The sequence below is a fragment of the Phyllobacterium sp. YR620 genome (assembly GCF_900104165.1).
GTDB classification, from domain to species: domain Bacteria; phylum Pseudomonadota; class Alphaproteobacteria; order Rhizobiales; family Rhizobiaceae; genus Phyllobacterium; species Phyllobacterium pellucidum.
Map to the genome: position 1 here is coordinate 169,637 of NZ_FNJP01000002.1, position 26,513 is coordinate 196,149.

31 protein-coding genes and 1 tRNA gene are annotated in these 26,513 nt (G+C 59.4%); 8 read left to right on the plus strand and 24 right to left on the minus strand.

The features are described from left to right. The first annotated feature begins 34 nt into the window (after nucleotides 1-34). Nucleotides 35-415, plus strand: coding sequence for an ArsR/SmtB family transcription factor (locus BLR72_RS07605; RefSeq protein WP_091946997.1), 381 nt, complete (start codon nucleotides 35-37; stop codon nucleotides 413-415). A gap of 17 nt (nucleotides 416-432) precedes the next feature. Then, complete coding sequence (locus BLR72_RS07610) at nucleotides 433-984, plus strand: SRPBCC family protein (RefSeq protein WP_091947000.1); 552 nt, start codon at nucleotides 433-435, stop codon at nucleotides 982-984. A 7-nt stretch (nucleotides 985-991) separates the two neighbouring features. Here BLR72_RS07610 and BLR72_RS07615 read toward each other — a convergent pair whose 3' ends face one another. The 4 genes from BLR72_RS07615 to ubiE all read right to left on the minus strand — a co-directional run bounded on the left by BLR72_RS07615 (nucleotide 992) and on the right by ubiE (nucleotide 5,403). Then, the gene (locus tag BLR72_RS07615; RefSeq protein WP_091947003.1) at nucleotides 992-1,570 is read right to left on the minus strand and encodes a GNAT family N-acetyltransferase; all 579 of its coding nucleotides are present in this window, start codon (nucleotides 1,568-1,570) and stop codon (nucleotides 992-994) included. A gap of 20 nt (nucleotides 1,571-1,590) precedes the next feature. After that, a complete protein-coding gene (gene coaBC / locus BLR72_RS07620; RefSeq protein ID WP_091947006.1) occupies nucleotides 1,591-2,973 on the minus strand; it encodes a bifunctional phosphopantothenoylcysteine decarboxylase/phosphopantothenate--cysteine ligase CoaBC in 1,383 nt (460 codons plus the stop codon). Nucleotides 2,974-3,041: 68 nt separating this feature from the next. Continuing rightward, complete coding sequence (ubiB, locus tag BLR72_RS07625) at nucleotides 3,042-4,619, minus strand: 2-polyprenylphenol 6-hydroxylase (RefSeq protein ID WP_091947009.1); 1,578 nt, start codon at nucleotides 4,617-4,619, stop codon at nucleotides 3,042-3,044. A gap of 7 nt (nucleotides 4,620-4,626) precedes the next feature. Further along, a complete protein-coding gene (gene ubiE, locus BLR72_RS07630) occupies nucleotides 4,627-5,403 on the minus strand; it encodes a bifunctional demethylmenaquinone methyltransferase/2-methoxy-6-polyprenyl-1,4-benzoquinol methylase UbiE (RefSeq protein ID WP_091947012.1) in 777 nt (258 codons plus the stop codon). Between the two features lie 108 nt (nucleotides 5,404-5,511). Here ubiE and BLR72_RS07635 point away from each other — a divergent pair, with 108 nt between their 5' ends. Together BLR72_RS07635 and upp are read left to right on the plus strand one after the other, a co-directional pair. Beyond that, nucleotides 5,512-6,531 carry an adenosine deaminase gene (locus BLR72_RS07635; protein WP_091947015.1) on the plus strand — a complete coding sequence of 340 codons (1,020 nt, stop codon included), beginning with the start codon at nucleotides 5,512-5,514 and terminating at the stop codon, nucleotides 6,529-6,531. Between the two features lie 32 nt (nucleotides 6,532-6,563). Next, complete coding sequence (upp, locus tag BLR72_RS07640) at nucleotides 6,564-7,190, plus strand: uracil phosphoribosyltransferase (protein WP_027230687.1); 627 nt, start codon at nucleotides 6,564-6,566, stop codon at nucleotides 7,188-7,190. Nucleotides 7,191-7,255: 65 nt separating this feature from the next. On the opposite strand, the gene deoA is transcribed toward upp, so the two are convergent. From deoA to BLR72_RS07675, 7 genes are read right to left on the minus strand one after another with little or no spacing between them, the layout of a single operon-like run. Beyond that, on the minus strand, nucleotides 7,256-8,569 hold the full coding sequence (gene deoA, locus BLR72_RS07645; protein WP_091948552.1) for a thymidine phosphorylase: 1,314 nt from the start codon (nucleotides 8,567-8,569) through the stop codon (nucleotides 7,256-7,258). Between the two features lie 6 nt (nucleotides 8,570-8,575). Further along, entirely contained in the window at nucleotides 8,576-9,376 is an 801-nt protein-coding gene (locus BLR72_RS07650; protein ID WP_027230689.1) for a purine-nucleoside phosphorylase, read from the minus strand. 40 nt (nucleotides 9,377-9,416) lie between these two features. Continuing rightward, entirely contained in the window at nucleotides 9,417-9,830 is a 414-nt protein-coding gene (locus BLR72_RS07655) for a cytidine deaminase (RefSeq protein WP_244506657.1), read from the minus strand. Next, entirely contained in the window at nucleotides 9,827-10,798 is a 972-nt protein-coding gene (locus BLR72_RS07660) for an ABC transporter permease (RefSeq protein WP_091947018.1), read from the minus strand. Before BLR72_RS07660 ends, BLR72_RS07655 begins: the two co-directional genes overlap by 4 nt. Further along, nucleotides 10,798-11,943 (minus strand): ABC transporter permease, encoded by a 1,146-nt coding sequence (locus BLR72_RS07665; protein WP_091947021.1) that lies wholly within the window; start codon nucleotides 11,941-11,943, stop codon nucleotides 10,798-10,800. The genes BLR72_RS07660 and BLR72_RS07665 overlap by 1 nt, the downstream gene beginning before the upstream one ends. Continuing rightward, nucleotides 11,940-12,491: a cysteine hydrolase family protein gene (locus BLR72_RS07670; RefSeq protein ID WP_027230693.1), complete on the minus strand. Its 552-nt coding sequence runs from the start codon at nucleotides 12,489-12,491 to the stop codon at nucleotides 11,940-11,942. Before BLR72_RS07670 ends, BLR72_RS07665 begins: the two co-directional genes overlap by 4 nt. Further along, complete coding sequence (locus BLR72_RS07675; RefSeq protein WP_091947024.1) at nucleotides 12,488-14,020, minus strand: ABC transporter ATP-binding protein; 1,533 nt, start codon at nucleotides 14,018-14,020, stop codon at nucleotides 12,488-12,490. Before BLR72_RS07675 ends, BLR72_RS07670 begins: the two co-directional genes overlap by 4 nt. Nucleotides 14,021-14,192: 172 nt before the next feature. Here BLR72_RS07675 and BLR72_RS07680 point away from each other — a divergent pair, with 172 nt between their 5' ends. Further along, the gene (locus tag BLR72_RS07680; protein ID WP_091947027.1) at nucleotides 14,193-14,408 is read left to right on the plus strand and encodes a SlyX family protein; all 216 of its coding nucleotides are present in this window, start codon (nucleotides 14,193-14,195) and stop codon (nucleotides 14,406-14,408) included. 10 nt (nucleotides 14,409-14,418) lie between these two features. Here BLR72_RS07680 and BLR72_RS07685 read toward each other — a convergent pair whose 3' ends face one another. From BLR72_RS07685 to BLR72_RS07695, 3 genes are all read right to left on the minus strand, one after another. Further along, nucleotides 14,419-15,060 carry a LysE family translocator gene (locus BLR72_RS07685; RefSeq protein ID WP_210183725.1) on the minus strand — a complete coding sequence of 214 codons (642 nt, stop codon included), beginning with the start codon at nucleotides 15,058-15,060 and terminating at the stop codon, nucleotides 14,419-14,421. Between the two features lie 92 nt (nucleotides 15,061-15,152). Beyond that, a complete protein-coding gene (locus BLR72_RS07690; RefSeq protein ID WP_027230697.1) occupies nucleotides 15,153-16,148 on the minus strand; it encodes a BMP family lipoprotein in 996 nt (331 codons plus the stop codon). Between the two features lie 190 nt (nucleotides 16,149-16,338). Next, on the minus strand, nucleotides 16,339-16,662 hold the full coding sequence (locus BLR72_RS07695) for a hypothetical protein (RefSeq protein ID WP_091947030.1): 324 nt from the start codon (nucleotides 16,660-16,662) through the stop codon (nucleotides 16,339-16,341). A gap of 366 nt (nucleotides 16,663-17,028) precedes the next feature. Here BLR72_RS07695 and BLR72_RS07700 point away from each other — a divergent pair. Next, nucleotides 17,029-17,119: transfer RNA gene (locus tag BLR72_RS07700), tRNA-Ser, on the plus strand. Nucleotides 17,120-17,523: 404 nt separating this feature from the next. On the opposite strand, the gene BLR72_RS07705 is transcribed toward BLR72_RS07700, so the two are convergent. The 9 genes from BLR72_RS07705 to BLR72_RS07750 form a co-directional block, all read right to left on the minus strand. Beyond that, nucleotides 17,524-17,859: a hypothetical protein gene (locus tag BLR72_RS07705; RefSeq protein ID WP_091947034.1), complete on the minus strand. Its 336-nt coding sequence runs from the start codon at nucleotides 17,857-17,859 to the stop codon at nucleotides 17,524-17,526. Nucleotides 17,860-18,028: 169 nt separating this feature from the next. Beyond that, nucleotides 18,029-18,265, minus strand: coding sequence for a hypothetical protein (locus tag BLR72_RS07710; RefSeq protein ID WP_139202510.1), 237 nt, complete (start codon nucleotides 18,263-18,265; stop codon nucleotides 18,029-18,031). Between the two features lie 105 nt (nucleotides 18,266-18,370). Further along, nucleotides 18,371-18,655, minus strand: coding sequence for a hypothetical protein (locus BLR72_RS07715; protein ID WP_175492309.1), 285 nt, complete (start codon nucleotides 18,653-18,655; stop codon nucleotides 18,371-18,373). Next, nucleotides 18,652-18,918 (minus strand): hypothetical protein, encoded by a 267-nt coding sequence (locus tag BLR72_RS07720; RefSeq protein WP_091947040.1) that lies wholly within the window; start codon nucleotides 18,916-18,918, stop codon nucleotides 18,652-18,654. Before BLR72_RS07720 ends, BLR72_RS07715 begins: the two co-directional genes overlap by 4 nt. Before the next feature lie 511 nt (nucleotides 18,919-19,429). Beyond that, nucleotides 19,430-21,118, minus strand: coding sequence for an arylsulfatase (locus BLR72_RS07730; RefSeq protein ID WP_091947046.1), 1,689 nt, complete (start codon nucleotides 21,116-21,118; stop codon nucleotides 19,430-19,432). A 150-nt stretch (nucleotides 21,119-21,268) separates the two neighbouring features. Then, the gene (locus tag BLR72_RS07735) at nucleotides 21,269-21,457 is read right to left on the minus strand and encodes a hypothetical protein (RefSeq protein ID WP_091947049.1); all 189 of its coding nucleotides are present in this window, start codon (nucleotides 21,455-21,457) and stop codon (nucleotides 21,269-21,271) included. Nucleotides 21,458-21,560: 103 nt separating this feature from the next. Next, complete coding sequence (locus BLR72_RS07740) at nucleotides 21,561-22,163, minus strand: DUF922 domain-containing Zn-dependent protease (protein ID WP_091947052.1); 603 nt, start codon at nucleotides 22,161-22,163, stop codon at nucleotides 21,561-21,563. A 67-nt stretch (nucleotides 22,164-22,230) separates the two neighbouring features. After that, a complete protein-coding gene (locus BLR72_RS07745) occupies nucleotides 22,231-22,746 on the minus strand; it encodes a DUF992 domain-containing protein (protein WP_027230717.1) in 516 nt (171 codons plus the stop codon). Between the two features lie 236 nt (nucleotides 22,747-22,982). After that, nucleotides 22,983-23,768, minus strand: coding sequence for an LssY C-terminal domain-containing protein (locus BLR72_RS07750; RefSeq protein ID WP_091947055.1), 786 nt, complete (start codon nucleotides 23,766-23,768; stop codon nucleotides 22,983-22,985). Nucleotides 23,769-23,917: 149 nt separating this feature from the next. Here BLR72_RS07750 and BLR72_RS07755 point away from each other — a divergent pair, with 149 nt between their 5' ends. Beyond that, complete coding sequence (locus tag BLR72_RS07755; protein WP_091947058.1) at nucleotides 23,918-25,030, plus strand: calcium:cation antiporter; 1,113 nt, start codon at nucleotides 23,918-23,920, stop codon at nucleotides 25,028-25,030. A 10-nt stretch (nucleotides 25,031-25,040) separates the two neighbouring features. After that, complete coding sequence (locus BLR72_RS07760) at nucleotides 25,041-25,682, plus strand: alpha/beta hydrolase family protein (RefSeq protein WP_091947061.1); 642 nt, start codon at nucleotides 25,041-25,043, stop codon at nucleotides 25,680-25,682. Between the two features lie 6 nt (nucleotides 25,683-25,688). Here the strand turns inward: BLR72_RS07760 and BLR72_RS07765 are convergent, their stop codons facing one another. After that, nucleotides 25,689-26,471: an SDR family NAD(P)-dependent oxidoreductase gene (locus BLR72_RS07765; protein WP_091947064.1), complete on the minus strand. Its 783-nt coding sequence runs from the start codon at nucleotides 26,469-26,471 to the stop codon at nucleotides 25,689-25,691. Between the last annotated feature and the right edge of the window lie 42 nt (nucleotides 26,472-26,513).

Consider the following 26,513-nt stretch of genomic DNA (forward strand, 5'->3'; position numbering starts at 1 on the left):
TTGACTATTATTTTCTCCACTGATATTAAACCGTATGGTTGAATTTCAGACACCCCATCTCGACGCAGTATTCCACGCTCTTTCCGATCCAACACGGCGGGCAATGCTGCACCGGCTTTCAAATGGCGAACACACGGTCAGTGAACTCGCCACGCCATTCAACATGTCGCTGGCCGGAGCGTCGAAACATATCCGCGTGTTGGAATCGGCCGGGCTCGTGCGCCGCAATGTCCGGGGCCGCACCCATATATGCGAGCTTCAGGCGGCGCGGCTCGCCGAAGCGCAGGAATGGCTGCGGCATTACGAGCGGTTCTGGACGACGCGCCTCGACGATCTCGAAAAGCTGCTTCGCGACGAAGATCGCACATCGGCGGGAGCAACTGGACCAACGCCGACCAAACCGGCAAAACCTTGAAATCAAAGGAGAACGAAATGGACCAGCATATTGGAAATGATCGTCTCGGCGTTGTCACCGCACCGCGAACGCTTCGCCTCGAACGCCTTCTACCCGGCCCGGTGGAGCGAGTTTGGGCCTATCTCACCGAATCCGACAAGCGCGCCAAATGGCTGGCGAGCGGGCCCATGGCCGACTTTGTCGGTGGGCCAGTCAAGCTGACCTTCCAACATTCGCATTTGTCGGACGAAAAGACCCCTGCAGAATTTCAGAAATATGAAGGCTCGGGCTTTGAGAGCAAGGTGCTGCGCTATGAGCCGCCGCATCTGCTCGTCATCACCTGGCCCGACGGTGGCCAGGATTCTGAAGTGACGTTCGAACTTTCGGCAAGTGGCAGCAATACGCTTCTGAAACTTACGCATACGCGCCTCGCCAGCACCGATTCGATGGTCAGCGTCGCAAGCGGATGGCACGCACATCTCGGTGTCCTGATCGACCACCTTGAGGGCAAAGCGCCCGCCGGCTTCTGGAGCAACTTCCAGCGCGTTCGCGACCAATACAGCCAGGTCATCAAGGATAAATTGCGTTAGCTTCGACTTACCTGGCCGCAGGAGCCGGCAACCCGCCGGCTTCTGCTCCATTCACAAACTGGAACTTGCGCTCCAGAAGGATGACCGGCTCTTCGGTATAGGTCGTCTCCAGAACCTTCACAAATCCATTCTTCGCCGCGAGCCGCTGAGAGGCAGTATTTTTCGGTGAAATGATGCACACCGCGCGCTCCTGCTTGAAGAACGTGTCGCCCCACGCCACGACGCGTGACAGCGCTTCGCTCGCATAGCCCTTGCCGTGTGTGTGGGGCGCGAGAACCCAGCCCATTTCCGGTGCGTCGCCGAAACCGGGGGTAATCTCGCGCCTGAAATCGGCATAACCCATCTCACCGACGAATTCCCCGCTCGCCTTGTCTTCCATGGCCCAGAAGCCAAAGCCGATCATGTTCCACAGCCCGCCATAGCGCAGAAGCCGCGCCCAGGATTGCTCGCGGGTCGATGGCTTGCCCGTGATCTGTTCGTAGATCGCCGGATGCTGCCACATGGCATGCACTGCGTCGAAATCCTCGCTGCGGTGCGCGCGCAGGATGATACGATCGGTTTCGAGGATGGGAACTTCGATGGCCATGGGAATTTACTTTCGTCTGTCTAGACTTCCACCGTTTGCAACGCTGCTGCGATCCTTGCGGCCAGCCGTTCGGCGACTTCATCCTTGCTCATGTCGGGCCATTCTTCGACGCCCGTGCGGGTGACAATGCGCACTGCATTGCGGTCGCCGCCCATGACGCCGGTTTCGTGGCTGACATCATTGGCGACGATCCAGTCCGCGCCCTTCTTGTCAAGCTTCACGCGCGCATTGGTCAGCAAATCCTGCGTTTCAGCGGCAAATCCGACGACGAGGCGCGGTCGCAACTTGCTATGACCAATGCCGGCAAGAATGTCGGGGTTCTCGACCATCTGCAGCGCCGGCGCGGTTTCACCCGGCTTCTTCTTGATCTTTTCGCCAGCCTCGTTGGCCGTCCGCCAATCGGCAACTGCCGCAACCATGACCGCTGCGTCGGCAGGCAAAAACTGCTCAACCGCATCCCGCATTTCCCGCGCCGATTCGACATGAACGACGCTGACGCCTTCCGGATCCGGAATGGCGACGGGACCGGAGACCAGACGCACGGTGGCTCCAAGCCGCGCAAGCGCCGCTGCTATTGCGTGGCCCTGCTTGCCCGAAGACCGGTTGGCGATATAGCGAACGGGATCGATGGGTTCATGGGTAGGGCCCGAGGTCATGATAATCGTCTTGCCGGCGAGAGGCCTCGGCCTCCTGTCCAGCGATTTCTCGATTGCCGCAACGATTTCCAGCGGTTCGGCCATGCGTCCAGCGCCGCTCTCGCCGCTTTCCGCCATTTCTCCTGTTCCGGGACCGACAAATTGGATGCCGTCTTTTGCGAGCGTTGCACGGTTGCGCCTGGTTGCCGGATGGTCCCACATCTTCGGGTTCATCGCCGGCGCAATCAGCACGCGTTTGTCGGTCGCCATCAGCACAGCCGAGGCCAGATCATTTGCCAGACCATTGGCCATCTTCGCCATGAGATCCGCGGTTGCAGGCGCGACCACAATAAGATCCGCCTCACGCGACAGGCGGATATGGCCGACGTCGTGTTCGTCCTCGCGCGAAAAAAGCTCGGTGAAAACCTTGTCGGCGGCAAGCGCACCGACAGCAAGCGGGGTGACGAATTCCTCCGCCGCCTTGGTCAGTACCGGCCGGACACCTGCACCGCGTTCGCGAAGCCGACGGATCAGATCAAGGCATTTATAAGCGGCAATGCCGCCGCCGATGATGAGCAGGATTCGCCTTTCCGAAAGCGAACCACGCTGGATCGGCGTCTTCGCAGCCACTGGCGTGGGAGCGTACTCCACCAGATCGCCGAGGATAATCCGCGCCTCCTCTTCCATGGAACGGCCATGGGCTGCGGCGCGCACCCGCAATCTTTCCTTGATGGAATCATCCAGATTGCGAATGGTGATACTGGCCATTTGATTGCACTCAATGGATCGCAGGGATATAATATGCAATCATTGCTAGCACAAAACGCCGTAAAAGCTCAAGCAAAGAGCTTGTAGGTGATCAAAACAAAACACAGTGCAATCACCCAAAGCGCGATTCTCCCAGACCGCGTGTGACGCGCCTCGGCCTTGCCGATTGCCTTGGCGGTCTGCTCGTCAAAGCGAAGGCCATTTGCCGCCATCGTATCGAGTTCGCGCGAAAGGCGATCGGCACGCGCCACCAGATCCGGCGCCTGCCGGGCAAGGTGCAGGATCGCGTGGGCGCCATCCCGCGCATCGATAAGGATGCCTTGCGGCCCGAGATTCTGTCTGATCCAGCCTCCGACAACCGGCTCCGACGCCTTCCACATGTTGAAATGCGGGTCGAGCGTGCGCGATACGCCCTCCACCACCACCATTGTTTTCTGCAACATGACGAGTTCTGGACGGGTTTCCATGTCGAAGAGTTCTGTAACCTCGAAGAGCAAGGTCAAGAGCTTCGCCATGGAGATCGTCTCGGCCGGCTGGCCGTGGATCGGCTCGCCAATGGCGCGGATCGCCTGCGCGAAGCTCGCCACGTCATGGTGATGCGGGACGTAGCCGGCCTCGAAATGAACTTCGGCGACGCGGGCATAATCGCGAGTGATGAAGCCATAGAGAATTTCGGCGAGAAACCGCCGTTCCTTCTTGCCGAGCCGGCCGGTGATGCCGAAATCCACGGCGACGATATGGCCTTCGTCATCGACGAAAAGATTTCCCGGATGCATGTCGGCATGAAAGAAGCCGTCGCGCAGCGTGTGGCGCAGGAAGGACTGGATCAGCGTTTCGGCGAGGCCAATCAGATTATGACCGGCCGCCCGCAGCCCTTCGATGTCGGACATCTTGATGCCGTCGATCCATTCGAGCGTCAGCACATCCCGGCCTGTCCGCTCCCAGTCAACCTTCGGCACGCGAAAGCCAGGATCATCCTTGGTGTTCTCGCCGATCTCCGAAAGCGCCGCTGCTTCGAGACGCAGGTCCATCTCTATGCGCGTGGTCTGGGCGAGCGTGCGGGTGACTTCGATGGGCCGCAGGCGGCGCGTCGCTGGCACGTAGCGTTCCTGCCACTGCGCGACCAGGAAAAAGCTCTCAAGATCGTTGTTGAAGCGCTGCCGCACGCCCGGTCGTACCACCTTGACCGCCACCTTCTCAACCGCGCCAGCAACATTGACATATGCAGGGTGAACCTGCGCAATCGATGCCGCCGCTATTGGTGCGTCAAAGCTTACATAAAGATCGTCGAGCCTCCGGCCGAGTGAACCTTCGATGGCCTTGACTGAGGCTTCCATCGGAAAGAAATCCAGTTGGTCCTGCAGCAGCGCCAGATCGTCTGCAACTTCCGTGCCGACCACATCGGGACGCGTGGCCAGAAATTGCCCGAGCTTTACGTAAGATGGTCCAAGCTTGTTGATGGCCCGTGACATGCGCTCCGAACGACGCGCGGTCATGGCGCGGCGGCGCGCCAGAAGGCCGGCGACGCGATGGCCAAAGGCGGGAAGACCGCTCAGGCCGTCCGCGGGCAGCGCTGAAATCACGCCTTCACGCGTCATGATCCATCCGGCCCGCATCAGGCGGAATGTCGCTGCTAGCTTACTCATTCAGAATTCACAACTTCCAGCCGGAATGCAGGGCGGCCACTCCACCGGTGAAATTGCGCCAGGTAACGCGCTCAAGGCCTGCCTTGCGGATCATTTCGCCGAAATCGGCCTGACGCGGAAACTTACGGATCGATTCGACAAGATACTGGTAGCTGTCGGCATCGCCGGTCACCGCCTTGCCGATCTTCGGAATGGCGTTGAACGACCACGCATCATAGACCTTGTCGAGGATCGGCAGTTCCACCTCGGAAAACTCGAGGCACATGAAGCGCCCGCCCGGCTTCAGGACACGGAAGGCTTCGGCCAGGGCACGATCGATATGCGGAACGTTGCGGATACCGAAGGCAATCGTATAGGCATCGAATCTCGCATCGGCAAAGGGAAGTTCTTCGGCATTGGCTTCGACAAATTCGAGATTTTCCGCGAGGCCCTTCTTCACGGCGCGGTCGCGCCCGACGCCGAGCATGGAACCATTGATGTCAAGCACGGTTGCATGTGCGTTGCGGCCGGAGGCTTCCACGATCCGGAACGCGATGTCTCCGGTACCGCCGGCAACGTCAAGGACTTTCCAGTTGGCCGTGCGCGAAGGCGACAGCCAGGCAATCATCGAGTCCTTCCAGACCCGGTGCATGCCGCCCGACATGAGATCGTTCATCACGTCGTAGCGCTTGGCAACGCGGTGAAATACATCGTTGACACGCGACTGCTTTTCGCCATCGCTGACGTCCTGAAACCCGAATGAAGTTTCCATGCCGCCATGGGCGCCGGTGCGTTGCTGGCTCATCTCGATTACCTGATCTACTCTATTTGCGGCGAACCATAGAAGATTAGTTCGCGCAACGCTATTGTCCTCTTGCGCGATGAAGCGACGCGTTTGTTGTCGGGTGACTTGATGGTTCTGAAAGCTGAGTTGCACTGCCATATAGAAGGCGCCGCATCCGTGCCGCTGGTGCAGCGGAAGGCGGCAAAATACGGCGTCGATGTTTCCGGCTTCATTCAGGACGACAAATTCGTTTGGGATGATTTCACGTCTTTCCTTCATGCCTATGACCAGGCATCCATGCTTTTTCGCACGGAAGAAGACTATGCCGACCTCGCCGAAGATTACCTTTTAGCGCTGAGCCGGCAGGATTGCATCTATTCCGAAGTGTTCATTTCCACTGATCATGCCATCAGCGCCGGTCTCGATCCGCGCGCCTACATCGAGGGCCTTGCCGAGGGCATGAGCCGCGCCAAGGCAGCAACCGGAATTGAGGGGCGCCTGATCGCGACGGGCCTGCGCCACAAGGGTCCCGAAGCCGTATTGGCGGCGGCCCGCTATATTGTGGAGAACCCGCATCCGCTGGTCACCGGCTTCGGCATGGCCGGAGACGAACGCATGTATCGCCCGGGTGATTTTGCCGCCGCGTTCAATCTCGCCCGCGATGCAGGCCTCGGCATAATTGTGCATGCGGGTGAGCTTTGTGGCTGGGAAAGCGTGGCCGCCGCGCTCGATGCCATCAAGCCCACGCGCATCGGCCATGGAGTGCGGGCCATCGAGAATCCGGACCTCGTCAAGCGCCTTGCCGCCGAGCAGATCGTCCTTGAATGCTGCCCGGGATCGAACATCGCGCTCGGCGTCTATCCTGACTTTTCTGCCCATCCCTTGCCGGCGCTGGCTCGCGCTGGCGTCCCGGTAACGCTTAATGCCGACGATCCGCCCTATTTCCATACGGATCTTGACCGCGAATATGCCATCGCGGCCAACAATTTTGGCTATGACGAGGCGGGCCTCGTCGCCGTGACCAAGACGGCCCTCAAGGCAGCGTTCATCAACGAGGATACGAGGCGTTCATTGATCCAACGTCTCGCAGCGGACAAAACTGTGCGCGCTTCGGTTGAGATCTTTGCGGGACCGGCGCCGAAAGGCTAAGATCGCCGCGTAAAAGAATGAAGGGGATTTCCATGGGCGTGACGCTCGTTTCTCATCCGCTTGTCCAGCACAAGCTAACCATCATGCGCGACAAGGATACCTCGACCGCCGGCTTCCGGCGGCTCCTGAAGGAAATTTCCCTGCTGCTCTGCTATGAAGTGACGCGCGACCTGCAATTGACCACGATCAAGATCCAGACGCCGCTGGCCGAGATGGATGCGCCGGTGATCGAGGGCAAGAAACTGGTCTTCGCCTCCATCCTCCGCGCCGGCAACGGCCTTCTCGAAGGCATGCTCGATCTGGTCCCGGCGGCGCGCGTTGCACATATCGGGCTCTACCGCGATCACGAAACGCTGCAGCCGGTCGAATATTACTTCAAAGCGCCGGAAGACATCGTTAACCGGCTTATTATTGTCGTCGATCCGATGCTCGCAACGGCAAACTCCGCCATTGCCGCGATTCAGAAGCTGAAGGACCGCGGCGCGAGCAACATCCGCTTCCTGTGCCTCCTCGCGGCCCCCGAAGGTATCGAGCGCTTCACCACGGCGCATCCCGACGTGCAGGTCTTTACCGCCGCGATCGACGATCATTTGAACGAAAAGGGCTATATCGTACCGGGTCTCGGCGATGCCGGCGATCGCATGTACGGGACGAAATAGCCTTCCGGGGAACCTCGCCCAGACAAGGACGAGCGTGAGATCACAAACTTCTGAAAGTTTGGTGCTTAACCGCCGACGCGCCGCAGGACGGGGCTTACGGTGCGTGGCTTGCGTTCCGAAAAGCTGAACGCCTGCTCGATGGCGCGAACGCCTGCTGCCGCATCGTCGTCGCTGCGCGCATGGACCAATGCAATCGGCTCGCCCGCTTCCATTCTGGCACCGATCGGCTGCAGATCGGTGATGCCGACGGCATGGTCGATGGGATCCTGGGGGCGGATGCGCCCGCCACCGAGCGCGACCACAGCGACCCCGATGCCGCGCGTATCGATCGACGAGACGAAGCCAGAGACCGGCGCTTTCACTTCACGGGTAATCGGCGCAACCGGCAAATAGTGGCGGGGCCGCGTCATCAAATCGGTTGGACCGCCGAGGGCAGCCACCATGCGCCCGAAGATCTCCGCCGCCTTGCCGCTGTGAAGCGCTTCGCGGGCCTTCTCCATTGCCAGCTTGTGGTTGGCAGCCAGTTTGCCCGAAACCAGCATTTCGGCGGCAAGCGCAAGGGTCACATCCTCAAGCCTGCTGTCGCGCTTGTCGCCGGTCAGGAAATCGACGGCAATCTTGACCTCAACGGCATTTCCCGCCGCGAGAGCCAGCGGCTCGTTCATATCGGTGAGCAACGCCGTCGTCATGAGCCCGGCGCCCTGCGCCACCCCCACGATGCTTTCCGCGAGAGCGACGGCGTCGCGGGTCTTCGCCATGAACGCACCATTGCCAGCCTTGACGTCCAGCACCAGCGCGTTGAGCCCAGCCGACAGTTTCTTCGACAGGATCGAGGCGGTGATCAGCGGGATCGATTCCACCGTCGCGGTGACGTCGCGGATCGAATAAAAGCGCTTGTCGGCTGGCGCCAGGTTTGCCGTCTGGCCAATGATTGCGCAGCCCACGCTGTGCACCACCCGGCGAAACAAGGCATTGTCTGGCTGGCTGCGATAACCGGGGATCGCGTCCATCTTGTCGAGAGTGCCGCCCGTGTGGCCAAGCCCACGGCCGGAGATCATCGGCACATAGGCGCCGCAGGCCGCAGCGATCGGCGCCAGCATCAGCGAGACATTGTCGCCGACGCCACCGGTGGAGTGCTTATCTACGGCGGGCCCGGGCAGATCGGACCAGTCAAGAATATCGCCGGAATCGCGCATGGCGAGGGTCAACGCCACAGCTTCGTCGCGCTTCATGCCGTTGAAGAAAACGGCCATGGCGAATGCAGCGACCTGGCCCTCGGTGATGGAGCCCGAACTCATGGCATTGACGAAAGCGGTGATGTCGGCGGCGTCGAGTGTCTCACCATCGCGCTTGCGGCGAATGATTTCCTGGGGCAACAGCATGGGTCAGCCAATCTCCCGGATCAGCACCCGGATAATCTTCTGCAGGCGCGCGCCACCCATCGGTGCGATGTCCTTGGTTTCCTCGTGCGAGAGTTCAGCGCCGGTCATGCCGGCACCGTAATTGGTGACGACCGAGCAGGCCGCAACGCGCAGGCCGAAGAACCGGGCGAGAATGACTTCCGGCACTGTCGACATGCCGACCGCATCGGCGCCGAGCGTGCGGGCCATGCGAATCTCGGCCGGCGTTTCGAAGGATGGGCCGGAAAACCACATATAGACGCCGGAGGTGATCTTCTCTCCCGCCTCGCTGGCGGCAAGGATGATGGCGTCCCTGAGCTTCTGGTCATAAGCTGTGGTCATGCCGACAAAGCGTTGATCCGAGGGTTCGCCGATCAGCGGATTGAGCCCCGAATAGTTGATGTGATCGTCGATCAGCATGACGCTGCCCGGCGCAATATCGTGGCGCACCGAACCTGCGGCATTGGTGAGGATCAACATCTCGATGCCGAGGTCCGCAAGCGCTGCAATTACCGGGCGCATGACCGATGCATCGCCCTTCTCGTAATAATGCGATCGCCCAGCTAGCATAAGGACCGGCTTGCCGGACAAATAACCGGCAACGACTTCTCCGGCATGGCCGGAGACGCCGCTATGCGGGAAGCCCGGCAGGTCGGCATAGGGGATACGGACCGGATTTTCGACGGCATCGACCAACGAGCCAAGCCCCGAACCGAGCACCAGTGCCACGCGCGGCGCAAGGCCATTGAGCTTCTTGATGAGAGCGCCGGTTGCAGGTGCGATCATGCGGCACCCACAGGGGCGAGAGCAACGTGATGGATGTTCATCATCCCTTTGCTCCTCCGAGGACTTCCGCTTCAAAGCCGAAGGGGAAAATCTCCTTCATCGTCAAGGTCTCGACAATCCCGTCATTGTCGCAAAGGTGGAGCAGCACATCGGGGCCGGCAAATTCCGCTAGCCGCTGGCGGCAGCCCCCACAGGGGGTGCATTTCGCCTTCTTCTCGGCGACGACAGCGATTTCGGTGATCGTGCCGCCGCCGCCCATGACGAAGTGTGAGAGCGCCGTCGTTTCGGCGCACCAGCCTTCCGGATAGGAGACAACCTCGATATTGCAACCCGAATAAATGCGCCCGTCGCTGGTGCGAATCGCGGCGCCAACCGGGAACTGCGAATAGGGCGAATGCGTCTTCTGCATCGCGGCATAGGCCGCGTCGAAAAGGTCCTTGCTGTTGGTCATCATCTTTCTTTCACGTAGGCAACGCCCCCGGCCTTGGGCGGGATCGCCTTGCCGATAAAGCCGGCGAGCAGCACGATGGTGAAAATATAGGGAAGCGCCTGCATCAATTGCACGGGCACCTCGCCGATCAGGGGCATGGGATGGCCCTGCATGCGAATGGCGACGGCATCGAGAAAGCCGAAAAGCAGGCAAGCGAACATCGCCTGCACAGGACGCCATTTGGCGAAGATCAAGGCGGCAAGCGCTATGTAGCCCTTGCCGGCTGTCATGTCCTTGACGAAGCCGGCGCCCTGCGCGGTGGCAAGATAGGCACCAGCAACGCCGCAAAGCACGCCGCAGCAGATGACGGCGCGATAGCGCAGCCAAGGCACCGATACGCCCGCCGTATCGACCGCCGCCGGGTTCTCGCCCACGGCACGCAAACGCAGCCCGAAGCGCGTGCGGTAGAGCACCCACCAGGTGAACGGGACCAGCAGGAAGGCGAGATAGACCAGGATAGAATGACCCGAGATCAGTTCGTAATAGATCGGGCCGATGATCGGGACGCTTCGCATTGCCTCGGCGCCCGGAAGATTGATCGGATTGAAACGTGCCGTATTGGGCAAGGACGGCGTGCGCCCGCCCTGGCTGAACCACGCCTGTCCGAGGATGACGGTGGTTCCCGCCGCGATGAAGTTGATGGCAACGCCCGACACAATCTGGTTGCCGCGATGGGTGATCGAGGCAAAGCCATGCACGAGACCGAGCGCCACGGATACAAGGACGGCAGCGAGAAGCCCCGCCCAGGCGGAGCCGTACCAGGCCGCAACCGTGCCGGCCGCAAAGGCTCCGGCCAGCATCTTGCCCTCAAGCCCGATATCGAAGATCCCTGATCGCTCGGAATAGAGACCCGCCAGACAGGCGAGCAGCAGCGGCACAGAGAGGCGGATCGTTGAATCAAAGAGCTGCAGCAGGGTGATCAGAAAATCCATTATTGCCCGCCCCCAGCTGTAACCACCGATGCAGTCTCCCGCTTCACCCGGCCCACGCGCTGGAAAATGCGCTGCAACGAGGGGCGGAACATATGCTCGAGCGCACCGGCAAAAAGAATGACGAGACCCTGGATGATGACGATCATGTCGCGCGAGATATTGGGCATGTCGAAGGCGATTTCCGCGCCGCCCTGATAGAGCATACCGAAGAGAATTGCCGCGAGCACGATGCCGACCGGATGGGAACGTCCCATCAGCGCGACGGCGATGCCGACGAAACCCGCGCCTTGCACGAAATCGAGCTGCATGCGGTGCTGGGCGCCCATGATAGGGTTCAGCGCCATCATCCCGGCGAGGGCGCCGGAAATCATCATGGTGATGATGATGATCCGCAACTCGCTGATGCCTGCATAGCGGGCCGCCTTCGGGCTGAAGCCCATGGTGCGAATTTCATAGCCGAGCTTGGTGCGCCAGATCAGCAGCCATACCAGGAAGGCGGCCAGCAGCGCGAGCAGGAAACTGATGTTGAGAGGGGCCGAGCGCATGTCGAGGCCGATGATATTGAGCAGCCAGCCGAGGCCCGGCAACTGCCCGCCATCGCCGAAGACCCGGGTTTCCGGAGCCTGGCTGCCGAGCGGCTTAAGAACGCCGACCAGAAGATAGACCATGATGCTGGCGGCAATGAAGTTGAACATGATCGTGGTGATGACGACATGCGAGCCGCGCTTTGCCTGCAGCCATGCCGGGATAAGGGCCCAGAGAGCGCCGACCAGTGCCGAGGCTAGGATCGCCAGAGGAAATACCAGCCACCAGGGCAGGGAATTGCCAAGTCCGAGGCCGACAATGGTCACGCCCAGCCCGCCAATGTAGGCCTGGCCCTCGCCGCCGATATTGAAGAGGCCGCAATGAAACGCGACCGCGACGCAGAGCCCGGTAAAGATGAAGTTGGTGGCGTAGTAGAGCGTGTAGCCGACACCGTCGCCGGAGCCGAAGGCCCCCTTTACCATCAGAACCGCGGCGTCGATCGGGCTTTCGCCGACAAGCATCACAACGAGGCCTGCCACAAGAAATGCAACGATCAGATTGATCAGTGGCAGAAGCCCGTAATCGGCCCAGGCAGGCAATTTGGCGAAGGGCTGGCTCATGGCAAGGTCTCGATGATCGCGTCAGTCATTGAAATGCGGGCATATTCGCCATCGAGAATGGCCAGTGACAGCGCATGCACGTCTTCGGCACTCCATAGCTTGCCGCTCCGATCCTTGCGGTCGATGCTTGCGACCGCATCCTCCGGGATCGTCACCTCGAACCCGAGATTGCTGGCCATGCGCACCGTGGCATCGACAGAGTTTTCGAGAAGGACGCCGGCAATGACCAGGCTGCGCACCTGCAATTCGTCCAGCACATCCATCAGATCGGTGCCGATGAAGGCATTGTTGGTGCGTTTGTCGACGACGGGCTCGCCCAATTGCGGTTCGGCCTCCGGCTTGAAGTCATTGCCGTCGGTGCCGGGCCGGTAGGGGGACTGCGGATCGGTGGAATCGTGGCGGATGTGGATGACCGGCAAACGTCGCTCGCGCCAGGCGGCGAGCAAACGTGCTATCGCTGCCTCCGCACCGGGTTGGCCGCGCCGCCCCCATTTCGGATCATCAATCGCTTTTTGAACGTCGATGATGAGGAGTGCCTGGGTCGTCATTCGGCTGCTTCCTTCGCTTCGACACCAGCCATCAACAGTCCGAGCTCGCCTTCGCTGGCATCGGAATCCCTTTCGCCGACAATACGGCCGGCGAACATCACAAGAATTCGGTCCGAGAGGGAGCGTATCTCGTCAAGCTCGACGGAAACAAGAAGTACCGCCTTGCCGGCGTCGCGCATTTCGATGATGCGCTTGTGGATGAATTCGATGGCGCCGACATCGACGCCCCGCGTCGGCTGGCCGATAATGAGCACACCGGGATCGCGCTCCATCTCACGCGCAAGCACAATCTTCTGCTGGTTGCCGCCGGAGAAGTTCGCCGTCTTCAGGCGCGGATCGCCGGGACGGATATCGTATTTCTCGATCTTCTTGCGTGCGTCCGCCTGGATCGCCTCGATATCGAGAAACGGGCCGCGAAGATAGAGCGGGTCGTCGTGGTAGCCGAGGATCGAGTTTTCATATTCCTCAAAGGCAAGGACGAGACCCATGTGGTGCCGGTCTTCCGGCACATGCGCGAGGCCGCGATCGCGCAGTTCGCCAGGGTCGGCAGCGCCAGTGATATCGATGACCTGGCCGTCAAGCAGCACGCGGCCCGAAACTGCCGTTCGAATCCCGGCGATGGTTTCGATAAGCTGCGACTGGCCGTTGCCGGCGACGCCGGCAATGCCGACGATCTCGCCCGCGCGTACGGTAAAGGATGCGTCGTCCACCATGACCACGCCGCGGCTGTCGCGCACGGTAAGGTGCTCGACCGAAAGCTTGATCTCGCCCGGCTTTGCCTCGCCCTTCTTGACGCGCAGGAGCACGCGGCGGCCAACCATCAGTTCAGCGAGTTCCTCCACCGTCGTCTCGTCGGTCTTTCGCGTTGCCACGACGGAGCCCTGGCGCATGACCGACACATTGTCGGTCACCGCCATGATCTCGCGCAGCTTGTGCGTGATGAGCACGATGGTTTTGCCCTGATCCTTCAATTGTTCGAGAATGCGAAAAAGGTGATCCGCCTCGGGCGGCGTCAGAACCCCAGTCGGCTCGTCCAGAACCAGAATTTCCGCGCCGCGATAGAGCGCCTTCAAAATTTCCACCCGCTGCTGCAAGCCAACGGGCAGTTCCTCGATCAGCGCGTCCGGATCGACATCGAGCTGGTATTCGCGCTCGAGCCGCTTCAGTTCCGCCCTTGCCTTGGCAATGCCGTTCTTCAGGAGCGGCGCGCCCTCGACGCCGAGCATGACATTTTCGAGGACCGTAAAGTTCTCGACCAGCATGAAATGTTGATGCACCATGCCGATACCAAGGCCGATGGCGGCGTTCGGATCCGGTATCTTCACCGGCACGCCGTTAATGCGGATCTCGCCACTGTCAGCCTGGTAAAAACCATAGAGAATCGACATCAGCGTCGATTTGCCGGCGCCGTTCTCGCCGATAATGCCGTGGATCGTGCCCTTTTCGACAAGCATATGGATGTCGCGATTGGCGTGCACGGCACCAAAGCGCTTATCAATTCCAACAAGTTCGATTGCCGGTTCGGCCATATCCCCATCCGCTGTTTCGCAGCTTTTATCGTCTTTTCGCGTTTCGACCCTAACACGGGATTTTTTTCTTTCCAGTCAAGAAACGCAAGATTCAACAGCCATCGGGCGACGAGCCTTGCACCGGGATCGCCCACCGCCTAGAGAGTAAACCGCACGGCAATGGAGACGAGCAATGACGACGGAAGACCGGCCACATCGTTTGACGCGCCTCGAAATTATCGTCACCGAGCAGGAGAAGACCATTGAGGAACTTTCCGGCCAGATCACCGAGCAGTGGAAGACAATCGAAGCCATGCGCCGCCAGCTCGGGGCGTTGACCGACCGCTTCCTCGTTCTCGAAGAACAGGCGACACCGGATATCCCGATTACCAAGCCGCCGCATTATTAAGGGCGGGCAATCAGGCTTTGGACGTGATCGCTTCCGCCATCAGCTTCACGCCGAGGGCGCCCATGACGGCGCCCGCGCCGCGGTCGATCCAGCGTTTCAAGCGCATATAGACGAGGCGGGCGCGCGTACCCGAAAAGGCGAGTGCCACGATCGTGTACCATCCGGCCTCGACGCAAAATAGCATGGGCGGAAGTGCGAGAAGCAGCCAGAGAGGCGGCGATTGCGGCATGAGAGCGGCAAAGATGCTGGCATAGACGATCGACGTCTTCGGATTGCTGAGCTGGGTGAAAAGGCCGACGAGAAATGCCCGCCGCACGGAAAGACCTCTGCCCTCGCCGCTCGGACCCGGCACAGCGAGCGGTTCGGATGCGCCGCGCCAAATCTTGATGGCAAGGTAGACAAGATAGGCCCCACCGAGAAGCTTCAATACCACGTAAAGCCATTCGAACTTGAGCAGCAGCGCAGTTAGTCCAAGGACGGCGAGCGCCGCAAAGAACGCGCCCCCGACCCCCATGCCGAGCGCCGATGCGAGCCCATGGCTTCGCGATGATGCGACGGAAATGCGCGAGACGAGGACAAAACTGGGGCCCGGGCTCATTGCGCCGATGGCGATGGCGGCGAGAATGCTGAGGAGTACGGCAAAAGCAGTCACGGCGAGCTCCTTGGTTTGAATGCGCCCAGTACTAACGACGAAGCCGCCGGATGTCACTATCGGCGGCTTCTCAAGTGCTTATGGATTAACGCTTACTTGTAGGGGCAGGCATTGTCCGTGTTGTAGTTGTGAACCTTGATCTTGCCGGAGATGATATCGGCCTTGGCCGCCTCAACCGCCGTCTTGACGTCATCGGTCAAAAGCTTGGCGTTGTTTTCATCCGCCGCATAATCGACGCCGCCTTCCTTGACACCAAGGACATTGACACCCGCGGTGAATTTGCCGTCAGCGCCGTCCTTGAAGGCATTATAGGTAGCAACGTCGACGCGCTTCATCATCGATGTCAAAACTTTGCCCGGATGCAGGCCGTTTTGGTTGGAATCGACACCAATTGCGAGCTTGTCCGCATCAGCGGCGGCCTGCAGTACACCGATGCCGGTGCCGCCAGCGGCAGCAAAGACCACATCCGAGCCCTGGTCGATCTGTGACTTGGCGATTTCGCCGCCCTTGGCCGGATCGTTCCATGCAGCCGGGGTATCACCGGTCATGTTCTGGATGACCTTTGCATCCGGGTTCGTGGCCTTGACACCGCCGACATAGCCGCAGGCGAAATTGCGGATGAGCGGAACGTCCATGCCGCCGATGAAGCTGACCGTCCCGGTCTTCGAAGCCTTGGCGGCGATCACGCCGACGAGGTAGGAGCCCTCATTGTCGTTGAAGACGACGGAGCGAACATTGGGCTTCTCGACGACCGCATCGATGATGACGAACTTGGTATCAGGAAATTCCGTTGCGACCTTTTCGATCGCGGCTGCGGCTGAGAAACCGGCGATGACGATCGGCGAGTTGCCGTCCGAAGCAAACTTGCGCAGGGCCTGTTCGCGCTGTGCCTCGTTCTGGATTTCGAACTCGCGATATTTGACGCCCGAGTCCGTCTTGTACTTCTCGGCGCCGTTGAACGCAGCCTCGTTGAATGATTTGTCGAACTTGCCGCCCAGATCATAGATCACGGCCGGCTTGTCATCGGCGGCAAACGCCGAGACTGACAATGCTGTAGCGGCCATGAGACCGAGAAGAATACGCTTCATTTGAACCAACCCTCTGGATTTTTGTTGAAAGAACCAACCTGCCGTCGATCCTCGAAATCGTGGCGGCAACCCACGATGGCCCCCGCCCCAAAATTCAATCTGGCATGCCCGCAGGCAAAATTCACGCGGAATTTTGCTGACCGGTCAAATATTGCGCAAATATCGAGTTATGTCAGTTGGTTAGATCGGATCAGCGGGCTGCAAAGCGCCCTGCCCGCTGCTCGCGCCGGTGGCCGAGCGTGTAAAGCACAAAAGCCAGCGCCGCGAAGATGATGAAGGTCGGCGTTTCGAAGATCCAGAGCATCAAGGGATCCCATAGCATGGGATAGAGATGCGAGCGGATATAGTCTTCGGCTGGGACGAGGGTTGAAGGCGAGAAGGACTGCCAGCTGTCGCGAAGTGACGTCATGACCAGACGCGATGCCCCGACGGAGCGGGCAGCGTCCAGGACTGCGGCGATAATCGCCAGGCTCAGGGAAATATAGGCAAGCAGCCTTAGAAACGCACGGATCACTCAACCACTCCAGAATCTTGCGCCCTGATCGCGATGGGGCCGACAGGCACCGCCGGCGATCGTAAGAGGACACGAATGAACGCGACCTTACCGGCATTTTGACGGCACGTGATGAAATTTTCGCGAAAACTCCCAGTAAAATCAGCATCGAATTTGAGAAACTGCGGCAAAGCGCGATAAAACTGAAATAGGTGTTGAACAAGTGCCTGTTCTGACTATATTGCGCGCCGCACGGGGTCGCTGCCAGCTAACCATCGACAGCGCCGTGCATGCTTCAAAAAAGAGTGACCGGTGGTTTGACGGTGCTCACGGCCGGCATTTGCGGCCGACATTATCGACCCGCCTGGCAGATGCCGGACGTTCTGCGGAGAGGTGGCCGAGTGGTTGAAGGCGCACGCCTGGAAAGTGTGTTTACGTCAAAAGCGTAACGCGGGTTCGAATCCCGCTCTCTCCGCCAGTTTCACTGAGACCTAGGAACGCCACTCTCCCATTACTTCCCGAACATCCCGTTTGCAGCCTCGGCGACTAGGGTCCGCGTCGCGGTATCTTGCCATAAAACTCGATGCGAATGATTTGACCATTCGACAATTCGAACACGCCGTTTTGGCCGCCTTGCGCAGAAAATTCCGATCGGACATCCCGCCAACGGCCCATATATGCTCCGCACTCGCTGCAAAAGACCGGGCCGTCATCGTTGTCTATTCGAGGGATGCTCAGATAAATCGTCCGGCATTCCTCGCACTGGAGTTTCCCGTCAATTTTTTGGGCCATTATGCGCCTCTAACACCGTGATCACGCGGGCCTAGCCCACTTCTTTAGAAGTGGACGGCTGCCGCCAGCGACCAGTAAAAACCGGAACAGTCAGTGGTAACCGTCAAGGCTCTGCCCGCAGCCGGACAACCGGTATTGCCGCGCCTGTTCATTCGCGGGAACGAGCGTCAGAATCTTGTTCAGGCTGTACGAATGCTGGGCCTGGGCCCGTTCCGTCTGTGCGGCGACTGCCGCGATGATGGCTATGTCGCGATGCCCCAATTCAAACAGGCGTAAAACCTGCCTGGCCAAGCGGTCAGAGTAGCGGTGACCGTTCGGCGATCGACCAAGGTTCTTCGATGCGCTTTCATGGGCAGCCTGCAGCACAAGCCAGTCGGCGGCGCGCAGGAGATGGGGGCTGGTTATGGTATGATCGATAGGCAACATGTCTGTCTCCTCGCGATTAAAAGGCGGGAGCAGATACTCTCAAGCGTCAGCGGCCATTGCATGCCTGACGACCACTGACTAACGCGCTCAAATCACCGTTAAGTCAATCATGCTTCGATCACATTGCTGTCTTTGGGTTTCAAGTGACCGCGCGCATAGGCATACCAACTCAAAGTTTCGGCTGGGCCTTGCGTGTCTGCTCATTCTCGAAGCGCAGGACGACGGCCTTATAGTGCGATATGAGCTGCTTGTAGTGCGCCGCCGTTTCGACCGAAATGTCTTCGCCTCCGTACTTTCCGGTACTGAACACCTGATCGGTTTCGGCAATAAGGCGCTCTCTTGTTGCCTGGTACTCGGCAATGACAAGCTTGAGGTTTTCGATGAAGGCGTGGCGGGCTGTCCGCACGGTATTCCTCGCCAAAATTCTAGTCCTTTCGCCATGATCTCCGGGTTGGGTAAACCAGCAGCAGTGTCCGCGCATCGGCTCTTTAAATTCCTGCTGTTGGGCCATTCATGAATGCACGTCTGCAAGTGCCCGCAGACTGTCGCGGTCGCCGCTGCTCCAGATATCGATGGCTTCAAGACTATCTTCAGTGGCCATCCGTTCGTGTTTCTCTTCTGCGTCGCGGATACGATACTGGAACGAGCCACCCAGGGGCGGAAGCCTCGCCAGAATCTCGAAGATTGCAGTGCTCTTCATCGCTGCGCCCCCGCCGCTGCGCAGGCGGACCTGCTGGCCGATTGCGAACCGATGCGGCGGGGTTACCGGCAACTTGTAGCGTCGGTGGATATTCATTTGTTTGTTTCCTGTTCTTTTTTCTGTGCCATTTCGAGTTCGTCATAGTCGATCGCAACAAGCTGCGTTCGATGGGCTTTCATGCCCCTTGCCGGAACGTGGATAAAGGTCGCCACGCGCTGATAAGCGAGCCGGGACAGGCCTTCGATCATTTCCTCGTCTACATCGACATCGTATTCGCCGGGGGGCTGAACCCCGTCCAATCCGCGCAAGGCGAAGGGTTCCAAGAAATGAGCAATCAAACGTTTGGTACGCGGGTTCATGCCAATTCCTCCATCACAAGCAGCACTCGCGATTTGGATAGCCATGGCGGCTCGAGGATTTGCGCGAAGAGCCAGAATGTGGCCAAAAGACGAGAACAGGAGCTTGAGCGTCAATTGCGCTTTAATTGCGGTTCGTGGCCAAAAGATTGAATAATAAACCAAATATTGTGGATGCGATTTCGATTTTACTAGTAAGGCGGTGCGGAACAAAAGTCTGATTGCTCAGTTTGAAATATGACATGCGCCGAATTCAAGTGCATAATCATAAAACATTCTGAAATGGCGCGCTTTTTTCAAGATTGCAAAAAAATGATGACTTATTCAGCCAATGTTTTCTCAACGAATATTCTGAGCTACGCATTCGGCGCGATGTTTTTGATCGTGCTCGCCTGGGGCTTTTTCATCGTCCGGCGGCGAATGCGAGGAAGACCTTCCAACGACGAATAGGCTACTGCGTGCACAGGCAACGGGCGGCCTTTTGAGCCGCCCGCCGCACACAATCCAGACCGGCCTAGTTGCCTGGCTTGTTCTTGATTGCGGCATCGATCTGCCGCTTGACAGCATCGAGGTTGAATGACGCCGGGTCCTGCATAGGCGGGTAGTCGACCGCCGTCAGCGCGAGTTTTCCGACCTCCTGCTGAACACTGACGAACCTCCAGAACTCGCGGGCGAAGAAGTCGTTCATATAACCTCCGCCGAGGTCGTTGAGGCTCTGCTGGGCAATCGACGGGGTCCGCTCGAACGGGTCCTGGCGGATATTGACCATGGTCGGCATGTCGGTCGTAACCTTTCCACCCGGCCAACCTTGCGGCTGCTGGAAGAACTGGAACTTGAAGTCATCGATGCGCACTGCGCCGAGCTGGGGTCCACCGAAATAGAAGAATTCATGTCGTGCGGAGGGGCCTTTGCCCAGCAAGAGATCCATCTGATTGTAGCCGTCGAGATGGTTCTTGTAAGTGGTTTCGCCCAGTTTCACACCCTTGAGCAACTGGTCGGTGATATCGGGGTTTCCCGCTGCCGCCACCAGCGTCGGGAACCAATCAAGCGCGGAATAGATGCCGTTTTCGACCGTCCCGGGCTTGACCTTCCCCGGCCAACGGATGATGGCCGGCGCCCGGAAGCCGCCTTCCATCACGGTGCCTTTCGTGCCTTTGAAAGGCGTCATGCCCCCATCAGGCCAGGTAAATACTTCAGCACCATTGTCGGTCGTAAAGAGGACGATGGTATTGTCTGCCTCGCCCGAATCCTGGATGCATTTCAGGATGGCGCCGACGCTGTCATCCAGCTGCGCCATCCCGGCTTCTTCGAGCCCATAGTTGGACGTGCTGTTCATGAGCGCCTGGTATTTTGGCGAAAGAAACGTCCAGACATGCATGCGCGTCGTGTTGTGCCAAACAAAGAACGGTTTGTTTTCCGTCTTGGCCTTGTCCATGAAGTCGCAGGAAGCCTTGACCAGCACTTCGTCAAACGTTCCCATGTCGTACTTCGCCTTGGGCGTTATGTCGTGCATGTTCGGTACATTGGACATGTCCGGGTAAGGCGCCAGTGGACCCTCGTCGACGATGCGCTGCTTGCCGACCTTGCCCCAACGCGGCTGTTCGGTCGCGTCATCGGTGTCCGTCGCAAAGCTATGCACGAGATTACGGGGCCCGACCTTATCGCGGTATGACTGATCGTCGGGGAAGGAATACCAGTAAGGATCAGACATGGCATCAAGATGATAGAGATAGCCGAAGAACTCATCGAAGCCATGCAGCGTCGGCAGGAACTTGTTCAGATCGCCGAGATGGTTCTTCCCGAATTGACCCGTTGCATAACCTTCCGTCTTGAGGGCGGCAGCAATGGTCGCGGCCTTGTCGGGCATCCCGACATCTGCCCCGGCTTGGCCAACCGTCGTCAGCCCGGTACGCAACGGTATTTCACCGGTAATGAAACTTGCCCGGCCGGCCGTGCAACTCGCTTCGGCGTAGTAGTCGGTGAACATCATGCCCTCGGACGCCAACTTGTCGAGGTTGGGCGTTTTTCCGGACATGATGCCCCGGTGATAGGCGCCGATATTGAACCAGCCGACATCGTCGCCCATGATGACGACAATATTGGGCTTGCTGTTTTGAGCGTGCGCCGTATTTGCGACCGGCGATAGAAACGTACCAGTCAATGCCACTGCCGCGGCAAAGTATTTGAGCCTACTTGAACCCATGACCGTAACCTCCGTTGGCGGCGGGCCCACGCTGCCGGGCAGAGGCTTTGGCTATGATGGGTCACGCGCACGGAAAGGTTACTGCAATAAGAAAGGCCAGACAGGTAACTTACGGTAGGCTACACCCGAAGCGCGCGCCCGCGCACCTTGTCACGGGTACTTTTTGATGCAGACAGCAGCCTTCCCATGGCTGTTGACCGCCGGCAAGCAACGTCCCGCCAGCGTTGCCTGCGGTGCCCCATAGATCGATGATTGCGGCGTGATATAGGGCGGTTCGATCTTGTTCCCCATGCAGCCGACGAGCGCGAGCGCTGCAAGCGTCAAGGCAAAGGCTTTCATTCGTGTGTCCCCCGATCAAAACTTGATCAGGCTCAGAATATCACGCCGGTAAAGTGCCGTCAGGGCATCCCTTTGGGCAGGGTGGAATGACGCGCCTCGCGTCTCAGGATCCGTTTACAAGTTGTAGGATGAGACGGTGAACATTGCCGCCCTCGCTCATTTCGTCCTTGTCGAAATCCCGGCTCTTCTGCCGCTGCGCCAGCGACAGTGCGGAGAGACGCCTGGTCATCTCGGACCTGATCTTCTGGCATTTGGGATCATCGGGCACGGACAGTCCGACGGTAGAAGCCTCGATTGCCTTGACCATCTCCTTGATCGTGTCGCCATGGACCCTTTCATGGGTCTCGACGCCGCCTATGAAGGTCTCCCAACCGGCTCGCACTGAAGGCGGCAGAGGTTCGGCAGGCTTCGGAAGCGTATAGGTGATGATCAGCTTCGGCTGCGCCGACACCAGCGTGCAGGCGGTGCCCTGATTCTGGTAGTTTCGCCGCCATGTCAGCTTGAAGTTGGTATGGGCGATGGTGCGGACCTTGCCGCCGCCAAGCTGCGGACCGTGCTCTCCAATAGAGGCGTAGAGTTCGGCGCCCGACTTGCCCCTGATTGCATAGGTTTCGATCTGTTCGACCGCCTGCCAGGCAGCTTTGGCCGTCGCTGGAAGCACAATAAGGCAGGCGGCAAGAAGCGCGCGCTGGACGATCCTGTTCACGTGAGCCCCCGCCCAATTCAACAAAGATGGAAATGCCCCTTCCAGCGAGCGGAAGGGGCAACTGAAGTCAGTTCGCCGAAGCGAGGGTCATCGACGTTCCGGTTGCGGCCAAGTTCAACCCAATCTGCCCGGTCACGCTGATTGCCTGCAGGTGAATTGAACCTGCCGTGCCGCCAAAGAGCACATTGGTCCCGATACCCGCACCGATCGTGGCCTCCGCTGTCGCGCCGCTGTAGACGCCGGCCAGCGATCCGCGGTGATAGCCGGCCGTTGGTGCGAACACCGCCCACAGCAAGCGGCTTTGTGTCGTGAAGCCGACGTCGACGCCGAGCTTCCTGATCGCACCGGAGTAGCGCTCCGAACGATCACCCGTCAGGCTGGAACGGAAAATGCAGTCGATCTCTTTCGCCGAGCCTAGAAGATAGCCGACACCGCCGCCGATCGTGCAGTCGAGATAGCCGATCCTGACACCGCCGCGCGCATCCGGGCTCTGGTAGCGCGCCATATCAGCGGCATTGGCGGAGCTCGCTCCAACGCCTGCCAGCAAAGCTCCAGTAAGCACCATTGCAAAGGTCTTTTTCATGATTTTCTCCTTAAGATTCGGCCTGCGGACCTTGGGTATTTGATCGTCGGCTACGGTTGGGGCAACGGTTTCCACGCAGAACGGTCCCAATTGGGACAATTGGAACGGTTGATGTCAACAGCATGTTTGGATGCGCAAATTTCAGAAACTTGATGGTACCTCCTCCTTTGGGTCAATTTGAAGGCATCGCGTTGATAAGCTGCGGTAATTTGATTCGAGAAGCGCAACAACGCCCGTCAAAAGCCGAGCATGTTCTTGACGCCGTGCCAGGCCTGGTCCTTCGCCTCGATGAAAGGCGGAGGCGGCAACACCTGCGGCGGCGCGCTGCGCTTCTGCCCGTCCTTGACCAGGTCCAGCATGTGAATTTCACCGTCTGTGAAATATCGGCTTCCTTCGCCATTGCGCCCATTCAGCGTCGGGCCGACCCCGGAAACCTCGTAGATGGCGTTGACCATCCCCGCCTCACTGAGACTGCCCGCGAAAAAGTCCCGCTCCCGGTCGACATCGGGTGAAATGTCATGCGTCACCTGGCCGGTATATTCGCTGACGCCAACATGCGCATCATACGTCGCAGAACCCAGCCACACCGGGCGTCCTTCCTCGCCTGATTGCAGCACTTCCCACAGGCGGACATGGTGGCGATGGCGAGCGCTGTCACCTACGGGTTTTTCGTAGGCAAGGTCCTCATGGCGCCCATCGTAGAACAGTGGGCTTACGGGCGCGCTCTTGTATGCCCGGTCGAAGACGACGCTGCCGATGATATCGATGCTCGAGCGCAGGGTGACCGGATCTGCAGGATACCATCCAGCAGCGTGCATGACGCGAACGACATCCTCGCGGCTGCCGATCAATCCAACATTCAAGGGATCGCCAGGCATACCGCCCGCCGTCATCGTCACCATGGGGCGCCGTGCAAGACCGGGCTGGCGCTCGTAATGGGTCCAGGCGGCTGGCAGGATCACATAGGCCAGCAGGAGGTAAACCGCGACCACGACTCCAAGCCCGATGAGCAAGCGCTTCATGTTTCCCCCGCGCGATTCCCCTAGATATGCAGATCGATCTTCGCACGGCTTGGCAAAATACGAAATGCAATCTCTGGATGCAGGTCGGGCTAGGCCTGTTCCGGGAGGAGTGGTAGGAATAGCGTGCACTCGCTTGACCCGGATCGTTCATGGCCCCACGACCCATTTCAATCCATCGCTATCTTATCCCGATTGCCTGCCTTGCCCTTGCGGTCGGCATTCAAGTGGCGAAGGTGCCGGTCGGCGCCGGGCGTCACGGCATCGGCATTGTCGTTTCCGCGCTTGCAATCGCCTTGCTCCTTGCCACGGTGTTTGTCGTCCTGCAGCATGCGGAAGGCCTGGCGCTACGCCTCGGGCAACCTTACGGCACATTGCTCCTCACCTTTGCCGTTACCACTGTGGAAGTTTCGATCATCCTCGCCATGATGCTGCATGGGGAAAATAACCCGACGCTGGCGCGGGAGTCGGTGTTCTCGACGGTCATGATCGTTTGTGCGGGCGTCGTGGGTCTTTGCCTTACGCTTGGCAGTATGCAGCACCGCCAGCAGGAGATGAAACGGCAAGGCACGAGCGCGATTCTTTCCGTGCTTACGGCGCTTGCCGTCCTGACGCTGATCCTTCCGAATTTCACCCTGCATGACGCACCCGGCACATTTTCACGTTTGCAGCTCACCTTCGTGAGCATTTGCTCTGCCTTACTCTATGGCAGCTTCGTCTTCGCGCAGACGGTTCGGCACCGCGATGATTTCGTCGATGACATCGGTGACGCCGAAGGCACACATGCCGGGCACCCCCATCCCGGCGAAGGTTCGTGGATCAACGCCGTCCTTTTGATGATCGGGCTTTTCGGTATTGTCCTCCTTGCCGAACGGGTGGCAATCGGCGTGGAGAACGGTCTCGATGCGATCGGAGTCCAACAAGCGGACGCCATAGTCGGCGCGCTCATTGCAACGCTTGTCCTCTTGCCCGAGGCCCTGTCGGCAATCCGCGCCGCCATGAACAACGAATTGCAGCGCAGTCTCAACATTGCGCTCGGATCGGCGCTCGCGACGATCGGCCTGACAATCCCGTCCATCGGCATTGCCAGCGTCATTACCGGCCGCGAACTGACGCTGGGCTTGCCCGGGGGCGACGCGGTGTTGCTTGCCCTTATTCTCGGCATAAGCATCCACAGTTTTGGAACGGGACGAACCAACGTGTTGACGGGTCTCGTTCATCTCGTTGTATTCGTCGCCTTCATCCTTCTCGTCACCACCAAATAGGCAGACTGAAATGCAGGACAGGTTCCTCTTCGACGGCAGTGACGACGCGCCTGTCACCATTCTTCTCGCACATGGCGCTGGCGCGCCGATGGACTCAGCCTCGATGACTGCAACGGCCAAGGCTCTCGCCGAAGCGGGCTTTCGGGTGGCGCGGTTCGAGTTTGCCTATATGGCGGCGCGCCGCACCTCGGCAGGACGCAAGCCGCCACCGCGTGCCGAGACGCTCAAACCCGAATATGTCGACGCCATCGCCGCGCTCGGCAAACCGAAGCGCCTGATTATCGGCGGCAAATCGATGGGCGGCAGGGTTGCCAGCATGATCGCCGATGAACTCCATGCGGCAGGCGCGATCAGCGGATTGCTCTGCCTCGGTTATCCGTTCCATCCGCCGGCCAAACCGCACCAACTGCGTACGAAGCATCTTGCAGGATTGATGACGCCGACCTTGATCTGCCAGGGAACGCGCGACGAATTTGGTACAAGGGAGGAGGTTGCGGGTTATGACCTTTCCGACAAGATCGAAATCCTCTGGCTTGAAGATGGCGACCACGATCTCAAGCCGCGCAAGAGCATATCCGGCTTTTCGGCCGCCGATCACCTGAAGACCTTGGCCGCCACAGTGGCGGGCTGGGCGGAGAGCCTGAAACGTTAGGTCGTTTCAGGCGATTGACCAGCCGCCGTCGACGAGCAGGTTCAACCCTGTGATCAATGATGCGGCCGGTGATGCCAGGAAAACGACGGCGCCCACAACATCGCGGGTTTCGCCGATCCGTCCGAGTGGGATGTGGGCGAGCGTCTGGTCATGGAAATCCTTGTCCGCAAGGGCGGGCCGGGTCCCATCAGTCCAGATGAAGGTTGGTGCGACCGTGTTGACGGTGATCCCATAGGGCGCCCATTCGGCGGCAAGGCACCGGCTCAGATGGTTGATCGCGGCCTTGCTCATGCAATAGATCGCCTCGCCGCGCAGCGTAACGGTTCCCGCCTGCGAACTGATGCTGATGATGCGGCCTGCCTTGCGGTCGATCATGTGCCGGGCAACAGTCTGGGTCATCAAGAACGTGCCCTTGATATTGACCTGCAGAATCTCGTCAACCGCCGCTTCCGAGACGCGTTCGGCAAGATCGCCTGGCGCTACGCCGACATTGTTGACGAGCACATCGATACGCTCGAATTGCTTCAGAGCGGCCTCGACCGCACTTTCTATATCCGCGCGCTGCGAAATATCGAGTCGTACCGGCAGGACCTTGCGCCCCATGGCTTCGATTTCAGCGATCAGATCGGATGAACCCGAAATGTCGCGCAAGCCGAGGACGATGTCGGAGCCAGCGGCAGCACAGGCAAGTGCGCAGGCCCTGCCTATGCCGCGCGATGCGCCAGTAATCAGCGTTACCTTGCCGTCCAGACTGAAGTTGGGTGCATGTTCGCTCGGCTGTGCCACGATTTATCCTCCTCGTTCTCCCAAGGCAGACCATAGCATGGAGGT